This window comes from Curtobacterium sp. A7_M15 (assembly GCF_030705415.1).
Lineage (GTDB): Bacteria > Actinomycetota > Actinomycetes > Actinomycetales > Microbacteriaceae > Curtobacterium.
Window position 1 is genome coordinate 89976 of the sequence record NZ_JAUZED010000001.1, and the last position, 17888, is coordinate 107863.

A 17888-nucleotide genomic window follows, 5' to 3' on the forward strand; every position below is an offset into this window, starting at 1 on the left:
CATTTGCGCGGCCGTCTCAACCTCACACCCCCCGGGGTTGGGGGGTGTGCGGACGAACCTTGCACGCCGGCGACGGCACGACCCAGACTGACGCCGATGACCTCCCTCGAATCGCTCGTGTACATGTCCGTCGCCACCGACGACCTCACCGACGACCACCTGGTCGCCATGCTGCGCGAGGCGCGGCTCCGCAACGAGGCGCTCGGCGTCTCCGGTCTGCTGCTCGCCAAGGGCGGCCGCTTCATGCAGGTCCTCGAGGGGCCGGCGTGGAGCGTCGAGGACCGCTTCGCAGCCATCGAGCGTGACCCCCGGCACCGCGACGTGAAGTCGCTGTCGCGTGAGCGCATCGAGGCCCGACGCTTCGACGGCTGGGCGATGGCGTTCGGCAACCCCTCCGACACCGAGGTCCGCGACGAGCCGGGGTTCAGCACGTTCCTCACCGAACGCTCCGGCCTGCCGGCCGGGGTGGCGGGGTCGCCGGCCGACTGGTTGCTGCGCTGGTTCCGTGGCCGCGACCTGCAGGAGGTCCGGGAGGCGCGGATCACCCTGGCGAGGCACGCCGCCTGACGACGTGGCCGGGTCGCGGCCGCGGGTCGCGGTGCCCTACCGCTCCGGCGCCCCGTGGAACCCGATCTCGAGCAGCAGGTTGGCGTGCGAGCGCTGGTCGCCCGTCGCGATGACCAACCCGGTCTCCGGCGCCCGGACCGCGTCGTAGAACGCGAACCGGTCGAGGGTCCCCAGCGGCACGTCCGGCCCGAGGATGCGCCGGTAGCCCTCGTGTGCCGCGACGACGGAGTCCGCCGGCGGCTCCATGACCGTGGCCGCTTCGACCGGGACCGCGTCGAGCAGGGTCGTCAACACCTCGTCGACGTCCAGCAGCCCGGGCCGGAAGTTGAGGTGCACGAGCGCCGCGCCGGGACGCATCGCGGTCGCGAACGGGTAGTTCCCGTCGGCGACGAGCACCTTCGAGCCGTGCCCGAGCGACGCCAGTGCGCTCAACGTCGGTTGGTGGGTGAGGGTGTAGCGCAGCATCATGCCTCCGTGGGGGTGACGAGTCGGGCGACCGATGCACCGGCGACCAGACGGGGTGCGACGACGACGTCGACGGGTCCCGCACCGGCTCCGGGGGCCGACAGCCGTGCGTGGATCAGGTCGGCGGCGCGGACGGCGAGCTCGTGCGTGGGCTGCACGATGACGGTGAGCTTCGGGACGGTTGCCTGCGCGAGTTCAAGGCCGTCGAACCCGAGCACCGAGAGCTCCCGGCCGAGGGTGAGACCGGATTCGTTCAGCGCGATCACGGCACCGAGCGTGAGTTCGTAGTTCGCGCAGAAGACAGCGGTCGGCCGGTCCGGCTGCACGAGGAGCCGCTGCATCGCCGCCTGCCCGTGCTGCACGGTGAGGGGTCCCTCGACGACCGCGTCCGGGTCGAGGACCGCGCCCGCTCGCTCGACGACCGCCCGGAAGCCCGCGGTGCGCTCCCGCATGGTGGAGACCGCCGGGTCCCCCGCGACGACCCCGAGGCGACGGTGTCCGTGGTCGAGCAGGTGCTGCGCGGCGAGTGCTCCGGCACCGCGGTTGTCGAGGAAGACGCCGTCGGAGACGAGCGCGTCCGCGTGCCAGTCGATCTGCACGACCGGCACACGCTCGGCCGCCCGGGCGAGGGCCTCGACGTCGTGCTCAGACGGCACCGCGATGATGCCGTCCACCATCCGACTGAGGAGCAGGTCGACGGCGCCCACGGAGGCGTCCGGACTCGACGAGACGATCACGCTCGTGCCGTGCGCCCGGAGCGCGCTCTCGACCCCGGCGATCACCGTGAGGTGGAAGTCGTTGTCGAGCGCCGGCAGCAGGACGCCGATCGTCCCGGACCGCCGGGAGCGCAGACTCCGCGCGAAGCCGTTCGGACGGAACCCGAGCGTCGCCGCGGCGCGTTCGATCGCCTGTGCGTTCTCGTCGCGGACGGTGCCGCCGTTGTAGAACTTCGAGATCGTCGCGAGGGAGAGGCCGGTGGCCCGCTGCAGGTCCTTGTAGGTCGCCGTCACCCGGCGCTCCCTGGGATCGTGCCGTCCTCGTCCCACAGGTCGTGCCAGCTGTCGGCGCCCGGCCACAGGAACACCTGCCCCTTGATGAGCCGCACGCCGCGGTCGACGTCCTGCATCGCCCGCAGCTCCTCGTCGGTGAGCGGGTCGCTCAGCGCGCCGTCGAGGTTCGCACGGTACTGCTCGGGCTTGACCGAGAACGGGATCGGGACCTGCCCGCGGGCGACGGCCCACTTGAGGCAGACCACGGCGGGGTGCACGCCGTGGGCCTCGGCGATCCGCCGGACCACGGGGTGGTCGACGTCCACGGGGTCGCCGTCCGCACGGTCGCGTTCGGGGCGGGACGGCGAACCGAGCGGCGAGTAGCCCACGGGTCGGACGTCGTTCGCGCGGCAGAAGTCGAACAGCTCGGGCTGCTGGAACGTCGGGTGCAGTTCCATCTCGTTGAGGGCGGGGAGCACCCGGGCGTCGCGGAACAGCAGGCGCAGCTTCGAGATCGTCGTGTTCGACGTGCCGAGGTGTCGCACCAGTCCAGCGTCGACGAGTCCCTCGAGTGCCCGCCAGAGCGCGAGGTACGCCTCGTGGTCGTAGGGCCGGGCCGACCGGTCGCGGTCCTCGACCGAGGCGTGCGGCGCGTGGTGGTTCGGGAACGGCCAGTGCACGAAGACCGCGTCGAGGTGGTCGACCCGCAGGTCACGGAGCGAGCGTTCGACCGACGCGACCGCATCGGCCGGGTCGTGCGCGTCGTTCCACACCTTCGACATCACGAAGAGGTCCTCGCGCGGGACACCGCTCGCCGCGATCGCTCGGCCGACCTCGGGCTCGTTGCCGTACACCGACGCGCAGTCGACCAGTCGGTAGCCCGCGTCGAGGCCACCGCGAACCGCCGCCGCCACCTCGTCGGGGGAGTACCGGTCCGAACCGAACGTGCCGAGCCCGATCGTCGGGATGCGTGCACCGGTCCGCAGGGGGCGGCTCGTCGGGACGTCCACGGTTGCCTACTTCCTGCGCGTCATCGCGCATCGCTCAACGTTTCACCCGTACGGGTGCGATGCACGCTACCGTAGAACCGTTCCCAGGACGAAACGTTTCGCTCGACTCGAGGAGGAGTCATGCCCGAACCCCACGACCTGCCACGGATCGACCCGGCCGCGCTGCCCGAGCCGGTCGACGTGTCGGACAACACCGAGGCGCTCGCCGCCGTCGCCGCGGTCGTCGCCGCCGGCCCGTACGACGCGACCTGGGAGTCGCTCCGTCGGTACACGCCGCCGCGCTGGTACGAGGACGCCAAGTTCGGGGTCTTCCTGCACTGGGGTGTCTACTCGGTTCCGGCGTTCCGGAACGAGTGGTACTCGCGGGACATGTACCGCGAGGGCACGCCCGAGTTCGAGCACCACGTCGCCACCTACGGGCCCCAGTCGGAGTTCGGCTACAAGGACTTCATCCCGTCGTTCCGGATGGAGCACTTCGACCCGCAGGCGTGGGCGGCGCTGTTCCGTCGTGCCGGCGCGCAGTTCGTGGTCCCTGTGGCCGAGCACCACGACGGCTTCGCGATGTACGACACCGACCGCTCCTGCTGGAGTGCGGCGCGGATGGGACCCGAGCGCGACGTGTTCGGGGACCTGCTCCGGGCGGTGGACGACGCGTTCATGGTGCGCGGCGCGTCGTCGCACCGGGCCGAGCACTGGTTCTTCATGAACGGGGGAGCCCGGTTCGACTCCGACGTGCTCGATCCCCGCTTCATCGACTTCTACGGTCCCGCCCAGCGCGAGGAGACCGCGCCGAACGAGCGGCACCTCGAGGACCGGCTGCTGCGCACCGTCGAGGTCATCGACGGGTACCGGCCACAGGTCCTCTGGTTCGACTGGTGGATCGAGCAGCCCGCGTTCGAGCCGTGGCTGCGCACCCTCGCCGCGTACTACTACAACCGTGCCGCCGAGTGGGGTCGCGAGGTCGTGATCAACTACAAGTGGCAGGCCTTCGCGGACGGCTCCGCGGTCTACGACATCGAGCGCGGCGCGATGGGGGACATCCCGCCGGTCGTCTGGCAGAACGACACCTCGGTGTCGAAGTCGGCGTGGTGCTGGATCGAGGGGCACGACTACAAGTCCGCCCGTGACCTGGTCGCGGAGCTCGTCGACGTGGTCGCGAAGAACGGTGTCCTCCTGCTCAACGTCGGCCCGAAGCCGGACGGCACGATCGCCGAGCCCGAGCAGCGGCTGCTCGAGGGCATCGGCCGGTGGCTGACCGTCAACGGCGAGGCGATCTACGGCACCCGTCCCTGGCGCGTCTTCGGCGAGGGGCCGACCCAGGTGCAGGCAGGGTCGTTCGTCGACGGCGCCGCGCCGGCGTACACGTCCGAGGACGTCCGCTTCACCACTCGGCACGACGTCACCGGCGAGTACGTCCACGCGATCCTGCTCGCCGACCCGGCGGACGGCGTCGCGCGCATCCGCTCCTTCGGCAGCGGCGCGAACCTGCTCGGACGACCGATCCGCAGCGTCGAGGTGCTCGGCGTCGACGGCGAGGCGCAGTGGACGCAGACCGCGTCCGCCCTCGAGGTCGTCGTCCCCTCGGGCACGACGAGCGACTCCGGTCCGGTCGTGAAGGTCTGGTTGCGCCCGGAGGCGCGGCAGGAGCGGACCGACTCGCTGCACGGGTGAGCGAGCGGTCCGACGGCGACCACCCCTGGACTGGAAGCGCGGTGCGGGCCTGCACCGCGCCTCCAGTCCTGCACACTGGACGCGTGGAACGACGCGGACTGATCCTGGAGGCCGCCGCCCGCGAGTTCGAGCGTGTCGGCTTCGCCGCCACGACGATCGCGGCCGTCGCCCGCGGAGCGGGTGTGTCGCAGGGAACGCTGCACTTCCACTTCCCCACCAAGACGTCCCTCGCGCTCGGGGTCATCGACGAGCAGAACGTGCGGACGTTCGACGTCGTGAGCCACCACGACGCGTCGCCGGCCGAGGCGCTCGTCCGGGCCTCCCGCGGGATCGCGGGCATGCTGCTGACCGATCCCGTGGTCAGCGCCGGCATCCGGCTCTCACTCGAACGCGGCGAGTTCGGTGCCGCGACCGCGGCCTTCTACGACCAGTGGATCGGCGGGATCAGTGACCTGTTCCGCCTCGCGATCGCGGCCGGTGAACTCCGGACGGACCTGACGGCGGAGCAGCTCGGGGCGACCGTCGTGCCGATGTTCACCGGCGTCCAGCTCGTCTCAGCGGTGCGGACCGGCAGGCAGGACCTCTTCCCCGCGGTCGTCACGATGTGGCGGATGGTGATCTCCGCCGTCGCGGACCCACGGCACCGCAGCCGCCTGCTGGGGGTCGTCGCGGACGCGTTCGGCACGGAGGACTGACGCCGCCCGTCACCGGGCCCGGAGCGCCGGTCAGCGGTCGTGGAGCTCGCGGTCGCGGAACCACTTCAGCAGCCACGCGGCGCTCGTGCGGTCGAAGGAGCGCGGGAAGTCGACGCCGTCGGTGAGGAACGGGCTGAAGCCCTCTTCCGCGGCGATGTCCGAGTCGTCGAGCGACCGGTAGGCCATCGACCAGCCGTCGAACCGGCGGCGTTCGATGTCCTCGCGCACGAGCGACTTCACCTCGCCGTGGCGGGGGTCGCGGGCGATCGCGGCGAACCGGTCGTCCACGCTCCACGCCGGACCCTCGAGCAGCTGCATGAAGCGGCCGTCCTTCGCCAGCAGGATGCCGGAGACACCGAGCGCCTCGTTCCGGAGCCGCGACCCACGCAGGAGCTCGGTCAGGGCGGCGTCGTCGAAGGGGGTGGCCGCCCGGCTCATGTAGACGATGGAGACGAGCACGGCTCCATCTTGGCGTGGGCCGCCGACGACACGAAATGGTGTCCGCAACACGTACTTCCCGCGAGCGCTGGGGTGGTTGCGGAGCGGTCGGGCCACGGTCCGCGCCGAGGATCCCGGTCACCGGGCCGATCGAGGCGCCGACGATCGTGGGTCCCATCAGAACGTTCCACTCCGGTCGAGTCAGGGGAACGCGGTGACCGGCCTAGGATCGGGCACATGGCGACCGTCCTCCTCGTCCGGCACGGACGCACCACCGCGAACGCGACCGGCGTCCTCGCCGGACGGACGGCGGGGGTCGCGCTCGACGCCGTCGGTCGTGACCAGGCAGCCCGGACGGCTGCACGACTCGCCGCGGTCCCGCTCGCGGCCGTGGTGTCGAGTCCGCTCGAACGCTGCCGACAGACCGCCCGCGCGTTGCTCGCCCAGCAGCCGGGCGAGCCGGAGACCCGCGTCGAGCGGGCGATCACGGAGTGCGACTACGGCGACTGGCAGGGCCGGAAGCTCGCGGACCTCGCGAAGGAGCCGCTCTGGCGGACGGTCCAGGCGAACCCGAGCGCCGTCGTGTTCCCCGGCGGCGAGTCGATGCAGGGGATGCAGTCGCGCGCGGTCGCGGCCGTCCGCCGGATCGACGCCGAGGTCGAGGCCGCGCACGGTCCGGGAGCGGTCTGGGTCGCGGTGAGCCACGGCGACGTGATCAAGTCCGTGCTCGCCGACGCCCTCGGGATGCACCTCGACCTGTTCCAGCGCATCGCGGTCGGACCGGCGTCGGTGTCCATCGTGCGCTACGGCGAGCACCGCCCCGAGGTCGTCGCCTCGAACACCGAGTCGGGCGACCTGGCGTGGCTCGCGGCCGCACCGGCGCCCGGTGGCGACGCCGCGGTCGGGGGAGGGGCGGGCCATGCCGCGCCGGCGGACGAGCCGACGAGCGCCGGAGCCTGAACGGCTGTCGCCCGGCGCTCCTACAATGCGGGTATGCCCACCATCGTGCACGGCTTCGACTGGCCGGACCGTCTCGTCGTCGGGACCGTCGGCCGTCCGGGCGAGCGGTCCTTCTACATCCAGGCGCGCGACGGCCGCCGTGTCACGAGCGTCGCGCTCGAGAAGGAGCAGTCGGCCGTCCTCGCGGACAAGATCGACGAGCTCCTGGACGAGGTCGCGACCGTCGAGGACAACCGGTTCAGCGTCCCACCGACCGCGCCGGCGGAACTCCGTGACGGCGGACCGCTCGACCAGCCGGTCGAGGCCGAGTTCCGTGCCGGCGCCCTGAGCCTCGGCTTCGACCCGGCGACCGCCCAGGTCGTGATCGAGGCCTACCCGATCGACGACGAGCTCGAGATCGTCGCCGAGACGGGCGAGGACGGCGAGGAGATCGAGGCCGTGGTCGAGATCCCCGAGCCCGCCGAGTTGTTCCAGGTGAAGATCCCCGTCGGCACCGCGCGTGCGTTCGTCGAGCGCACGCGGGAGATCGTGGCCGCCGGCCGTCCGCCAGGGGCCGCATGAGCGACGGATCGCTGTCCATCCGGGCACGCATCCGCGAGGCCTCGAACGCCACCTTCCTCGCCGACCTCGACGGCGAAGTGGTCGTCTACAAGCCGATCGAGGGGGAGCGACCGCTCTGGGACTTCCCGGACGGCACCCTCGCCGACCGAGAGGTCGCGGCCTACCTCGTCTCCGAGGCGTTCGGCTGGGACGTCGTCCCGCCGACGTGGATCGGGGACGGGCCGTTCGGGCGCGGCATGGTGCAGCGGTGGCAGGTCGTCGACCCCGAACAGGACGCGGTCGACCTCGTCCCCACCGAGGACGCCGAGGCCGAGCTGTCCGGCGACGGCGCACCCCGTTGGCTACCGGTGCTCGAGGCGATCGACGACGCGGACCGGCCCGTGACCCTCGTGCACGAGGACACGACGGCCCTGCGACGGATGGCGGTGTTCGACGTCGTGGTGAACAACGCCGACCGCAAGGGCGGTCACGTCCTCGCGATGCCGGACGGCCACCGGTTCGGCGTCGACCACGGCCTGACCTTCCACGTCGAGCACAAGCTGCGCTCCGTGCTGTGGGGGTGGATCGGCGAGCCGCTCGACGCCGACGAGCTCGAGGGGTTGGACCGGGTCACCGAAGCCCTCGGCGGCGACCTCGGTGCCGCGCTCGACGACCACCTCACGGTGGCCGAGGTCGACACGCTGCGCGCGCGCATCGCCGCGCTCCGGGCGGTCGGGGTCTTCCCGCCGCCGCCCGGCCACGGCCCGGCCGTCCCGTGGCCGCTCTTCTGAGGTGACCGCGCGCTCGAGTCCGGTGCGGCTCCGGGACGGGAGGCGCGGTGCGGACCCGCGCCGTGCCTCCCGTCCGTCACCCGGTCGCGCTCAGAGCCCCCAGTCGTCCCGGAAGAGCTGGTTGCCACCGCGTCGGGCGCCGAGGTAGGAGCCGACGACGGCGACCCCGAGGTCGTCGTTCTCGGGCGCGACCACCTTGCCGTCCACCCGCTTCGCCATCGAGTCGATGAACCGGGCCAGCCCCGGATCGTCGCCGAGCCGGAAGAACGTCGTCTGCGCCCCGAGCCGGCCGGCGTTCTCGAGCTCCCGGACGGACAGCGCGATCGTGATCGGGTCCGGCGGGTACCCGAACCACACCTGGCCGTTCGGCTCGAGGTGTGAGGTGGGCTCGCCGTCCGTGACGATCAGCAGCACGGGTTGGGCGGTCGGGTGCTTCCGGAAGTGCCGGTTCGCCAGCAGCAGCGCGTGGTGCAGGTTGGTGCCCTTGTCCCACATCGCGTCGAGGCCGACCAGCTGCTCGATCTCCATGACCTCGGCTTCCCGGCCGAAGGCGATGAGCTGCAGGTCGTCACCACGGAACCGCGTGGACACGAGGGTGTGCAGCGCGAGGGCGGTGCGCTTCATCGGCACCCACCGGTCCTCCATCGCCATCGAGAACGAGGTGTCGACGAGCAGTGCGACGCAGGCCTGCGTCCGTGCCTCGGTCTCCTGCACCTCGACGTCGTCGATCTCCAGGCGGACGCCCGGACCCGTCCGTCCGTCGGCCGCCTGGCGGGTGAGGGCGTTCGTGATCGAGCGCGTGACGTCCCACGGTTCGGTGTCGCCGTACTGCCACGGGCGGGTCGCCCCGGAGGGCTCGCCGGACGCTCCGGAACGGCGGAGGTCCCGCGCGCCCTGGCGGCCGGACATCCGCTCGGCGACGTCCCGGAGCAGGCTCTTGCCGAGCTGACGCATCGCCTTCGGTGTCAGCCGGAGCTGCCCGTCGGCACCACGGCGCATCGCACCCGACGACCGCAGGGCCTTCTCGAGCTGCTGCAGGGTCCTCGCGTCGACCACCGCGTCGTTGCCGAGCTGGCGGCCCAGCGCGTCGAGGTCGAGGTCGGCGATGTCCGAGCCGGGGCCGGCCTGGGCGAGCTGGTCGGCCAGGGCGTCGAGGTCGGCGATGTCCTGGAACACCCCGGTGCCGTCGCCGAGGCCGAGCCCCTGCTCGCCCTCCATCCGCTCCGAACCGCCCCAGTCCTCGCCCGGGCGGAGCGAGCGCAGGTTCCCGTCGAGCTGGGACAGCTGGCCCATCAGGTCCGGCGAGCCGAACGCCTGCTGGGCGAGGGCGTCGAGTTCGTCGTGCTGCTCCTGGGTCATCGAGTTCCGCATCCGCTGTGCCGCGGCCGCACGAGCCGCGAGATCGTCGAGGAGCTCCTCGACGTTGCTCGGGTTCGAGGGGAAGTACTGCCCGTGCTCGGCCATGAACGCGTCGAACTGTTCCTGCGTGTCGGTGCCGGCGCGGTGGTCCTCGAGCAGCTGGTTGAGGTCGCGCATCATGTCGGCGACGGCGGCGCGGTCGTCGTCGGTGGCGTTCTCCAGCGCCTGCTTCATGCCGGCGAACCGCTGGTCGAGCATCTCGCGGCCGAGCAGGTCCTTGATCTCCTCGTACTTCTGCCGTGCCGTCGGGCTCGTCCAGTCGTAGCCGCTCAGCTCCTGCACCGCGGTGGCCGGCGACGGCGACAGGCTGTCGAGCTGCATCTCGGCGAGGGCACGGTCGCCGTCGTCGAGCTCGGTGTCCCGCGCGAGTTGTCCGCGCTCCGCGAGCACTGCCTCGTCGAGCAGCTGCTTCACCTGCTGCAGGGTGCCGTCGAGGTTGTTCTGCGCCGTGAGCTCGCGTCGGCGCTCCGCCACCCGGCGTGCCAGGTCGTCGAGGCCGCGCTGGTCGCGTCCGCCGCGGCGCAGGTACTCCCGGATCGCACGCTCGGGGGAGGTCCCGCCCATCACGTCCTCGCCGATGGCGTCGAGCGCCTCGGCCAGGTCGACCGGGGGAGCGAGCGGGTCCGGGCCGTCCTCGTACTTGCCGTAGCGTGCGTCCCGGGTGAGGCGTCGGTTCGCCCTAGCCATAGACGGCTTCGCCCCCGCCGGACTCCTTGCTGATCCGCCGGGCGAGGTAGAGCCCCTCGAGCGCGAGTTCGATGGCGCCCGCCCGCTCCCCGTCGTCGGTCGCGCCGAGCCGTTCGCAGATCTGGTCGTACAGGTCGGACTCGCCGATCGACGGCAGGCCCTCGAGGAAGGCCCGTGCGCTGACCTGCTCACCCGTGGTCACCATGGTGCCGCCGTCGAGCGCCTCGACGAGGACCGCGAAGTCGAGCCCGCGGAAGCGGGCCCGGACTGTCTCGGCGGTCGCGGTCCGGAGCAGGTGCTCCAGGACCTCGTCGGCACGGTCCTCCTCGCCGTTCTCGAACTCGATCTTCCCGCCGAGGACGTCGATCGCGGTCTCGAGGTCGATCGGCCGGGCGACCGCGTGCTCCTCGCCCTGCCGCGCGGCACGGTGCACGGCGGCGGCCGAGATCGTCTCGGCGCCGGCGATCGCGAAACGGGCGCTGACGCCGCTGCGTTGGTCGACCGCACTCGATCCGCGCAGGGCGCGCGTGAACCGCGCGAGGATCTCGATGAGTGCATCCGGCACGTCGGCAGTGAGCCGCGCCTCCTGGCGGATCACCGCGATCTCGTCATCGAGCTCGATCGGGTAGTGGGTCCGGATCTCGGCGCCGAAGCGGTCCTTCAGCGGCGTGATGATCCGCCCGCGGTTCGTGTAGTCCTCGGGGTTCGCGCTGGCGACCACGAGTACGTCGAGCGGGAGCCGCAGGACGTAGCCGCGGATCTGGACGTCCCGTTCCTCCATCACGTTGAGCATGGCGACCTGGATGCGCTCGGCGAGGTCGGGCAGCTCGTTGATGGCGACGATGCCGCGGTGACCCCGAGGGATGAGACCGAAGTGGATCGTCTCCGGGTCACCGAGGCTGCGGCCCTCGGCCACCTTCATCGGGTCGACGTCGCCGATCAGGTCGGCGACGCTCGTGTCCGGTGTCGCGAGCTTCTCGACGTAGCGGTCGTCGCGGTGTCGCCAGGTGATCGGCAGCGCGTCGCCGAGGTCGTCGGCACGCTTCCGGCTCACCGTCGTGATGGGTTCGTACGGGTGCTCACCGAGTTCGGAACCGGTGATGACGGGGGTCCACTCGTCGAGCAGGCCCTGCAGGGTGCGCAGGAGCCGGGTCTTGCCCTGGCCGCGCTCGCCGAGCAGCACGACGTCGTGCCCAGCGATCAGGGCGCGTTCGAGCTGCGGGACGACCGTCGTGGAGAAGCCGTGCAGGCCGGGCCACGGGTCGCGGCCCTCGCGGAGGGCCTGGAGGAGGTTGTCGCGGATCTCGGCGCGGACCGTCTTCTGGGCGTGACCAGAGGTGCGGAGCTCGCCGACCGTTCTGATGTCTGGTCGGGTCACCTCTTCGACGTTACGCCGTTCCGTCGTTCCGGCTCAGAACCATCCGATCGATCTCGGCGTACGTTCCCCCTTCGTGAGCAGCACGACGAACGGGGCGATCAAGAGCCTGGTCCCCGCCAGGATGGACAGACTGCCGTGGACGCGGTTCCACTGGAGCGTGGTGGTGGGACTCGGGGTCTCGTGGGTCCTCGACGGCCTCGAGATCCAGATCGTGTCGAACGCCGGGTTCCAGGCCGACCTGAACCTCTCCACGCAGCAGGTGACCTCTCTCGGCACCATCTACCTCGTCGGGCAGGTCGTCGGCGCGATCGTGTTCGGCCGGATGTCCGACCGGTTGGGCCGCCGGAAGCTCTTCATCCTCACGCTGGCCATCTACCTGATCGGCTCCGGCATCGCGGGGCTCGCGCAGGACTTCTGGTTCCTCGCTGCGTTCCGGTTCGTCGCCGGGCTCGGCATCGGCGGCGAGTACGCGGCGATCAACTCGGCCATCGACGAGCTCATCCCCGCGAAGTACCGCGGGCACGTCGACATCGCGATCAACGGGACCTACTGGGGCGGCGCGGCACTCGGCGCGTTCGCGAACATCTACCTCCTCGACACCGCCAACTTCGCCGAGAACATCGGCTGGCGCATCGGCTTCTTCCTCGGCCCGGTGCTCGGCATCGCGATCATCTTCCTGCGGCGGCACATCCCCGAGAGTCCGCGGTGGCTGATGACGCACGGACGCGAGGAAGAGGCCGAGGCGACGGTCACCCGGATCGAGGAGTCGGTCGAGAAGTCGACGGGACACCGGCTGCCGGACGTCGACGAGTCCAAGGTGATGACCGTCACGCCCACGGACAACGTCAAGTTCCGGACGATCGTGAAGGTGCTGTTCCGGCAGTACCCGACGCGCACCCTGGTCGGCGCGACGATGATGATCACGCAGGCGTTCCTCTACAACGCCATCTTCTTCACGTACGCGCTGGTGCTGACGAACTTCTTCGGGCTGAAGACCGCCGAGACCTCGGTCTACTTCTTCCCGTTCGCGATCGGCAACCTGCTCGGACCGATCATCCTCGGCCGCTTCTTCGACACCTGGGGTCGTCGGCAGATGATCTTCTCGACGTACCTGGTGTCCGGGCTCGTGCTCGCCACCTCGGCGTTCCTGTTCCAGGCCGATGCGATCAGCGCCGGTGTGCAGGTCGTGTTCTGGTGCGTGTCGTTCTTCTTCGCCTCGGCGGGGGCGTCGAGCGCGTACCTGACGGTGAGCGAGATCTTCCCGCTCGAGCTCCGGTCGCAGGCGATCTCGTACTTCTTCGCGCTGGCGCAGATCTTCGGTGCGATCGCGCCGCTCGTATACGGCGCGCTCATCGGCGACGGGTCGTCCCGCGAGCCGCTGTTCTGGGGCTACCTGCTCGGGTCCGCGGTGATGATCGCGGGCGGTGTCGTGGCCCTGATCTTCGGCGTCGACGCGGCCCGGAAGGGACTGGAGGACGTCACGCAACCCCTGTCGGTCCTGACCAAGGAGGCAGACAAGGAGCGGAATTAGTATTCCGTATGCGGAGTGTTTAGCGGCGTGTGACGGGGTCTGTCATCGTCCTCGCATGGCAGTCCTCCACAGCACGTCAGCGTCCTGCACGGTCCACGGGCCGACCCCTCGCGAACCCGGCGGCGTGGGCCGTGCGTGATCCTGGCGACATGGAGCGAGCACAGCACCGACCGGGTCGCGACGACGACGACCCGCACGGCATCCGACGCAGTCTGCTGCGGGACGCGGTCTTCGCGCGATTGCTCGACAACGTGTTGCGGGGCGTCTACCGGCGTGGTCAGCGGATCCGGCTCGACACGATCGCGGCGGACATGCGGGTGTCCCGGACGCCGGTACGCGAAGCCCTGGTCCCGCTCGAGAACCTGCGGCTCGTGTCGGTGCAGCGGTACGTCGGGGTCGTCGTCGCGCACTGGACCGTCGACCACATGATCGAGCGCATACGGATCGCGCGGACGATGATCACCGAGCCCTCCGCGGGAGCGGTGCGGTGCGAGGACCGGTTCGACACCGCCTGGCTGCGTGAGTGTGCGACCGAGGGCGGGGTGTTCGTCGAGGTCGGGTCGTGGTGGCTGCGTCGGAGCGGTGCTGCCGTCAGTGCCGACTGGCTCCTGTCGCAGCGTGCGGTGCTCGACGCCTTCTTCACGGACGACGTCGCCCTGGCGAACGGGATCGACGCCGTGGTCGCACGTCGCGAACGCCGGAAGATCGCCGACCGTGCGAGTGCCGCGGGCGAGCGGGACGCCCTCGACGAGTGCGCGGTGGCACTGGTCGAGCTGGCCGATGCGCTGGTCGCGCTGCCCGAGCGGTTCCGGGCGGCGGCCTGAGGGGTCCCCGGTGTGCGTGGTCGACGACGTTTCGCGCTGAGCGACAGTTCACGGGCGCCGCAGGCCGTGAGGTGTCGTTCAGCGCGAGAGGACGAGCGGACTGGACCGCACCGCGGGGACTGCCCCGGACCGCACCGAGGGTGGGGGCGCGGTGGTGGGCCGCGCCCCCGGCCACTCCTCGGTCTGAGCCTCGCGCGATCGGGCGCGCGTCGGGCTCGCCGCCCAGGAGCGACGTCGGTGCTGTGTCGCGGCGACGGGGTGTGTGGCCCCGGAATGTGATGGCCGCGCCTCGTCGATGCTATTGATCGGGGTACGGGTGGACAACCCCCAGATGTCCCCACTTCGGGGGACCGTACGGACCACTCGACCCCGGGTCGGTGTCGAGACGGTGCCCGACCTCCTGTATGGTGGTGGCAGTGCTCGCGAGAGTGCTTGGAGACGTCGCATAGTCCGGCCGAGTGCACCACCCTGCTAAGGTGGAGTCCCCTTTGAGGGGACCGAGGGTTCAAATCCCTCCGTCTCCGCACTACACGGAACCCCGGTCCAGTCGGACCGGGGTTTCGTCGTTCCCGGGGTCGGGTCCGGGCTCCGGGGTCGGGTGGTCGCGTGCTCGTGGCGTGCGTCCAGTGAGCAGGAATCGTCGAGCGCGCGCACGCGACCCGACGATTCCTGCTCACCCGAATGGTGCGGGCGCGTCCACGGGCGCACGGGAGGCACGGTGCCAGCCCGCCCCGCGCCTCCCGTGTGCGCGTCACGCGGCCATCGAGCCGGTGCTGGCGGGCGCGTCCAGTGAGCAGGAATCGTCGAGTGCGCGCACGCGACCCGACGATTCCTGCTCACCCGAGTGGTGCGGGCGCGTCCACGGGCGCATGGGAGGCACGGGAGGCACGGTGCCAGCCCGCCCCGCGCCTCCCGTGTGTGCGTCACGCGGCCATCGAGCCGGTGCTGGCGGGCGCGTCCAGTGAGCAGGAATCGTCGAGTGCGCGCACGTGACCCGACGATTTCTGCTCACCCGACGCGCGGTGCGCGTTCCGCGCCCCCGCCACGCGCCCCGGCGCCGGCACCCCCCCTCACACCGTCGCGACGCTCCCCGTCGCCACCGCACCCCGCGAGCGCCTGCGGCGCGCAGCGGCCGCCGCGACCCACGTCAGCACCACGGCCGCCGCCGTGATCCCCGCGCCGGCCCAGATCGGCGACGTGTACCCGAGCCCCGCAGCGATCGTGAGACCGCCGATCCAGGCACCGAGCGCGTTCCCGAGGTTGAACGCCGCGATGTTCGCCCCGCTCGCCAGGGTCGGCGCGTGGTCCGCGTAGTGCATCACCCGCGTCTGCAGGGCCGGCACGGTGGCGAACCCGAACGCACCCATGAGCACGAGCGCGATGACGGTGAGCACGGGCGAGCTCGCCACCGCGGCGAACACCGCGAGCACCACGGTCAGGGCCACGAGCACCACGAGCAGCGTCCCGTCGATCGACCGGGACGCGAGCTTCCCGCCCGCGAAGTTGCCGACGAACAGCCCGACGCCGAACACGATGAGCAGCCACGGCACGGCGCCCGACGAGAACCCGGACACCGAGGTCAGCGTGTACGCAATGTAGGTGAAGGCGCCGAACATCCCGCCGTAGCCGAGCACGGTGATGCCGAGCGAGAGCCACACCTGACCGGAGCGGAACGCACCGAGCTCCCGGCGGAGCGAGGGCACGGCTGCGTCTGCCGAGCGGACAGTGGGGACGAGCAGTGCGACCCCGACGAGGGCGACGACACCGATCGCCGCGATGGTCCAGAAGGTGGCCCGCCACCCGAGGGCCTGGCCGAGGAAGGTGCCGAACGGCACGCCGAGGACGTTCGACGCGGTGAGCCCGGTGAACATCAGGGCGACCGCGGACGCCCGCCGCTCCTTCGCGACCATGTTCGACGCGACGACGGAGCCGATGCCGAAGAACGCTCCGTGGCAGAGTGCGGCGATCACCCGGCCGAGCATCATCACGCCGTACACCGGCGCGACGGCCGAGAGGGTGTTGCCGATGACGAACAGCACGAGCAACCCGATGAGGACGGGCTTGCGGGGCAGTCGGGTGGTCGCGGCGGTGAGTCCGAGCGCGCCGACGATGACGGCGAGGGCGTACCCGGTCACGAGCCACCCGGCGGTGGTCTCGGTGACGCCGTAGTCGGCGGCGACCTCGGGCAGGAGTCCGGTGATGACGAACTCGGTGAGGCCGATGCCGAATCCGCCGAGTGCGAGGGCGATTAGTCCCGCGGGCATGGATGTCCTTCCGTTGTGCGGTGCAGCTGTGCCGCGTACGCTGGTTGTTGCAGACGCGGGATAACGATAGTTGCACACGCGGGGTATCCGCGCAAGCAATCAATCCTGCCCGGAAGCACCAGGAGGCCACCCATGTCCGTCGACGACTCGTCCGTCGCCGTCCGCGCCCACGGCTGGCGCACGCTCGCGGCCCTGCACGGCTTGATCGAGACGCGGCTCGAGCGGGCGCTCCGCGCGGTCGACCTGTCGGTGGTCGAGTTCACCGTCCTCGACGCCCTCCGTCGCCAGGACGGCTTCCACATGCGCATGCAACAGCTCGCCCGTGCGGCGGCGCTCAGCCCGAGCGCGACGACGCGGCTCGTGAACCGCCTGGAGGAGCGAGCCCTCCTCACCCGCGTCCTCTGTGCCGACGACCGTCGGGGGCTCTACACCGAGCTCACCCACGCCGGCCAGCGGCTCCTCGACGAGGCCACGCCCGTGCACGCCGCCGCGCTCGAGGAGGCGCTCGCCGAGGCGCGCGAGGTCCCCGAGCTCGAAGAACTCGCCGTCGCGGTCGACCGGCTCGAGGGCGCCGCCGTCTGACGCCCAGGAGGCGCGGCTCGCCCCCGCCCCGCACGCTACGGTGAGCGGGTGGTGCGGCGGACAGGACTCGTGGCGGGCATCGCGGTCGTGGTCGCGCTGGTGCTCGGTGGCTGCGTCGCCACCCAGGGTGCCGACGCCGACCTCGCTATCGAGGCCTACGTCGAGCCGGGTGACGGTGCGGCGGCGACGGTCTCGGACGCGTCCCGACGCGCATCGACGGTCGGGATCGACGGTGTCACGGTCACGGACGACGGCGCCGGGCTGAACGAACTGCCCGGCGGCGTGGCCGCCCTCGCCCGCTCCGCGCGTGCCGGTGGAGCTGCTCCCGAACTGCTCGTCAGCAACTTCTCCGAGTCGATCGGAGACTTCTCACCCGAGGTCGGCACCGCCCTGCTGTCGGACCCCTCCAACCGGTCTCGGGTGGCCGAGCGCCTGGCGGACCTCGCGTCCGCTGCGCACGTGCGAGGCGTGCAGATCGACCTCGAGTCGCTCCGGAGCCGCGACCGCGCCGGGCTCGTGGCGTTCGCGAGTCGCTCGAGGACGCCGTGCACGACCGCCTCGGTTCGGACGCCGAGGTGTCGATGGCGGTCATGGCCTCGACGGACGAGCGGGGCTACCGCGAGACCGGGTACGACCTCGGCGCGCTCGCCGACCACGTCGACCGCATCGTCCTGATGACGTACGACCAGCACGGGCCGTGGAGCGGTGCCGGCTCGATCGGTTCCCTGCCGTGGGCGGAGCGGGTGGTCGGTGCGGCGGAGGGTGCGGGCCTCCCGGCTGACCGGATCGACCTCGGCATCGCCGGGTACGGGTACGTGTGGGGCGGCTCTGGTGATGCGCAGGTGAGCCCGGCGCGGGCTCGGGGACTCGCGGGCGACGACGCGCGGTGGTCGGCCCGGACCGGGGAGTGGTCGGCGACGCTGGACGACGGGCGAGAGCTGCACTGGTCGGACGCGCGCTCCTACCGGGCGCGGCTGGCGCTCGCCGAACGCCTCGGCCTGCACGGTGTCGCGCTCTGGTCGCTGAACACGCTCGCCCTGCCGCGCTGACCCCGCGCCGCGCGCCGCTCGCTGCGCG

At 71.5% G+C, this 17888-nt stretch carries 18 protein-coding genes and 1 tRNA gene; 12 read left to right on the plus strand and 7 right to left on the minus strand.

Annotation, left to right across the window (positions count from 1 at the left end; all coding sequences use genetic code 11):
* The first annotated feature begins 96 nt into the window (after positions 1-96).
* The gene (locus Q7F20_RS00435) at positions 97-567 is read left to right on the plus strand and encodes a BLUF domain-containing protein (protein WP_305738148.1); all 471 of its coding nucleotides are present in this window, start codon (positions 97-99) and stop codon (positions 565-567) included.
* A gap of 36 nt (positions 568-603) precedes the next feature.
* On the opposite strand, the gene Q7F20_RS00440 is transcribed toward Q7F20_RS00435, so the two are convergent.
* The 3 genes from Q7F20_RS00440 to Q7F20_RS00450 are packed head-to-tail and all read right to left on the minus strand — an operon-like array spanning position 604 to position 3031.
* Positions 604-1032: an RbsD/FucU domain-containing protein gene (locus Q7F20_RS00440; protein WP_305738149.1), complete on the minus strand. Its 429-nt coding sequence runs from the start codon at positions 1030-1032 to the stop codon at positions 604-606.
* A complete protein-coding gene (locus tag Q7F20_RS00445) occupies positions 1032-2042 on the minus strand; it encodes a LacI family DNA-binding transcriptional regulator (RefSeq protein ID WP_305738150.1) in 1011 nt (336 codons plus the stop codon). The genes Q7F20_RS00440 and Q7F20_RS00445 overlap by 1 nt, the downstream gene beginning before the upstream one ends.
* The gene (locus tag Q7F20_RS00450; RefSeq protein WP_305738151.1) at positions 2039-3031 is read right to left on the minus strand and encodes an aldo/keto reductase; all 993 of its coding nucleotides are present in this window, start codon (positions 3029-3031) and stop codon (positions 2039-2041) included. Before Q7F20_RS00450 ends, Q7F20_RS00445 begins: the two co-directional genes overlap by 4 nt.
* A gap of 120 nt (positions 3032-3151) precedes the next feature.
* Here Q7F20_RS00450 and Q7F20_RS00455 point away from each other — a divergent pair, with 120 nt between their 5' ends.
* The gene (locus Q7F20_RS00455; protein WP_305738152.1) at positions 3152-4702 is read left to right on the plus strand and encodes an alpha-L-fucosidase; all 1551 of its coding nucleotides are present in this window, start codon (positions 3152-3154) and stop codon (positions 4700-4702) included.
* Between the two features lie 83 nt (positions 4703-4785).
* A complete protein-coding gene (locus tag Q7F20_RS00460; protein WP_305738153.1) occupies positions 4786-5397 on the plus strand; it encodes a ScbR family autoregulator-binding transcription factor in 612 nt (203 codons plus the stop codon).
* 30 nt (positions 5398-5427) lie between these two features.
* Here the strand turns inward: Q7F20_RS00460 and Q7F20_RS00465 are convergent, their stop codons facing one another.
* Positions 5428-5856, minus strand: a complete 429-nt coding sequence (locus Q7F20_RS00465) for a BLUF domain-containing protein (protein ID WP_083295228.1) — start codon at positions 5854-5856, stop codon at positions 5428-5430.
* 216 nt (positions 5857-6072) lie between these two features.
* Here Q7F20_RS00465 and Q7F20_RS00470 point away from each other — a divergent pair, with 216 nt between their 5' ends.
* From Q7F20_RS00470 to Q7F20_RS00480, 3 genes are read left to right on the plus strand one after another with little or no spacing between them, the layout of a single operon-like run.
* Positions 6073-6795, plus strand: a complete 723-nt coding sequence (locus tag Q7F20_RS00470; RefSeq protein ID WP_305738154.1) for an MSMEG_4193 family putative phosphomutase — start codon at positions 6073-6075, stop codon at positions 6793-6795.
* A 33-nt stretch (positions 6796-6828) separates the two neighbouring features.
* Positions 6829-7356, plus strand: coding sequence for a DUF3090 domain-containing protein (locus tag Q7F20_RS00475; RefSeq protein ID WP_305738155.1), 528 nt, complete (start codon positions 6829-6831; stop codon positions 7354-7356).
* Positions 7353-8126 carry an SCO1664 family protein gene (locus Q7F20_RS00480; RefSeq protein WP_305738156.1) on the plus strand — a complete coding sequence of 258 codons (774 nt, stop codon included), beginning with the start codon at positions 7353-7355 and terminating at the stop codon, positions 8124-8126. The genes Q7F20_RS00475 and Q7F20_RS00480 overlap by 4 nt, the downstream gene beginning before the upstream one ends.
* A 90-nt stretch (positions 8127-8216) precedes the next feature.
* On the opposite strand, the gene Q7F20_RS00485 is transcribed toward Q7F20_RS00480, so the two are convergent.
* Together Q7F20_RS00485 and Q7F20_RS00490 are read right to left on the minus strand one after the other, a co-directional pair.
* Complete coding sequence (locus Q7F20_RS00485) at positions 8217-10232, minus strand: VWA domain-containing protein (RefSeq protein WP_305738157.1); 2016 nt, start codon at positions 10230-10232, stop codon at positions 8217-8219.
* Positions 10225-11610: an AAA family ATPase gene (locus tag Q7F20_RS00490; RefSeq protein WP_305738158.1), complete on the minus strand. Its 1386-nt coding sequence runs from the start codon at positions 11608-11610 to the stop codon at positions 10225-10227. The genes Q7F20_RS00485 and Q7F20_RS00490 overlap by 8 nt, the downstream gene beginning before the upstream one ends.
* Positions 11611-11683: 73 nt before the next feature.
* Between Q7F20_RS00490 and Q7F20_RS00495 the strand changes: the two genes are divergently transcribed.
* The 3 genes from Q7F20_RS00495 to Q7F20_RS00505 all read left to right on the plus strand — a co-directional run bounded on the left by Q7F20_RS00495 (position 11684) and on the right by Q7F20_RS00505 (position 14489).
* A complete protein-coding gene (locus Q7F20_RS00495; RefSeq protein ID WP_370871589.1) occupies positions 11684-13141 on the plus strand; it encodes an MFS transporter in 1458 nt (485 codons plus the stop codon).
* 149 nt (positions 13142-13290) lie between these two features.
* Positions 13291-13965: a GntR family transcriptional regulator gene (locus Q7F20_RS00500; protein WP_305738159.1), complete on the plus strand. Its 675-nt coding sequence runs from the start codon at positions 13291-13293 to the stop codon at positions 13963-13965.
* Positions 13966-14399: 434 nt separating this feature from the next.
* A tRNA-Ser gene (locus tag Q7F20_RS00505) sits at positions 14400-14489 on the plus strand.
* 546 nt (positions 14490-15035) lie between these two features.
* Here Q7F20_RS00505 and Q7F20_RS00510 read toward each other — a convergent pair.
* Entirely contained in the window at positions 15036-16229 is a 1194-nt protein-coding gene (locus tag Q7F20_RS00510; protein ID WP_305738160.1) for an MFS transporter, read from the minus strand.
* Positions 16230-16361: 132 nt separating this feature from the next.
* Here Q7F20_RS00510 and Q7F20_RS00515 point away from each other — a divergent pair, with 132 nt between their 5' ends.
* Genes Q7F20_RS00515 through Q7F20_RS00525 form a run of 3 tightly spaced genes read left to right on the plus strand, consistent with a single transcriptional unit; the run spans position 16362 to position 17860 of the window.
* Entirely contained in the window at positions 16362-16811 is a 450-nt protein-coding gene (locus tag Q7F20_RS00515; protein ID WP_305738161.1) for a MarR family winged helix-turn-helix transcriptional regulator, read from the plus strand.
* Positions 16812-16859: 48 nt separating this feature from the next.
* Positions 16860-17486, plus strand: coding sequence for a hypothetical protein (locus Q7F20_RS00520; protein WP_305738167.1), 627 nt, complete (start codon positions 16860-16862; stop codon positions 17484-17486).
* Complete coding sequence (locus Q7F20_RS00525) at positions 17402-17860, plus strand: glycosyl hydrolase family 18 protein (protein ID WP_370871590.1); 459 nt, start codon at positions 17402-17404, stop codon at positions 17858-17860. The genes Q7F20_RS00520 and Q7F20_RS00525 overlap by 85 nt, the downstream gene beginning before the upstream one ends.
* Positions 17861-17888: the final 28 nt, after the last annotated feature.

Excerpts from the sequence above, each read along its gene's own strand:
- Q7F20_RS00525 (WP_370871590.1), top strand. The coding sequence starts at position 17,402 with ATGGCCTCGACGGACGAGCGGGGCTACCGCGAGACCGGGTACGACCTC.
- Q7F20_RS00480 (WP_305738156.1), top strand. The coding sequence starts at position 7,353 with ATGAGCGACGGATCGCTGTCCATCCGGGCACGCATCCGCGAGGCCTCG.
- Q7F20_RS00435 (WP_305738148.1), top strand. The coding sequence starts at position 97 with ATGACCTCCCTCGAATCGCTCGTGTACATGTCCGTCGCCACCGACGAC.
- Q7F20_RS00510 (WP_305738160.1), bottom strand. The coding sequence starts at position 16,229 with ATGCCCGCGGGACTAATCGCCCTCGCACTCGGCGGATTCGGCATCGGC.
- Q7F20_RS00485 (WP_305738157.1), bottom strand. The coding sequence starts at position 10,232 with ATGGCTAGGGCGAACCGACGCCTCACCCGGGACGCACGCTACGGCAAG.
- Q7F20_RS00455 (WP_305738152.1), top strand. The coding sequence starts at position 3,152 with ATGCCCGAACCCCACGACCTGCCACGGATCGACCCGGCCGCGCTGCCC.
- Q7F20_RS00470 (WP_305738154.1), top strand. The coding sequence starts at position 6,073 with ATGGCGACCGTCCTCCTCGTCCGGCACGGACGCACCACCGCGAACGCG.
- Q7F20_RS00515 (WP_305738161.1), top strand. The coding sequence starts at position 16,362 with ATGTCCGTCGACGACTCGTCCGTCGCCGTCCGCGCCCACGGCTGGCGC.
- Q7F20_RS00440 (WP_305738149.1), bottom strand. The coding sequence starts at position 1,032 with ATGCTGCGCTACACCCTCACCCACCAACCGACGTTGAGCGCACTGGCG.
- Q7F20_RS00500 (WP_305738159.1), top strand. The coding sequence starts at position 13,291 with ATGGAGCGAGCACAGCACCGACCGGGTCGCGACGACGACGACCCGCAC.
- Q7F20_RS00475 (WP_305738155.1), top strand. The coding sequence starts at position 6,829 with ATGCCCACCATCGTGCACGGCTTCGACTGGCCGGACCGTCTCGTCGTC.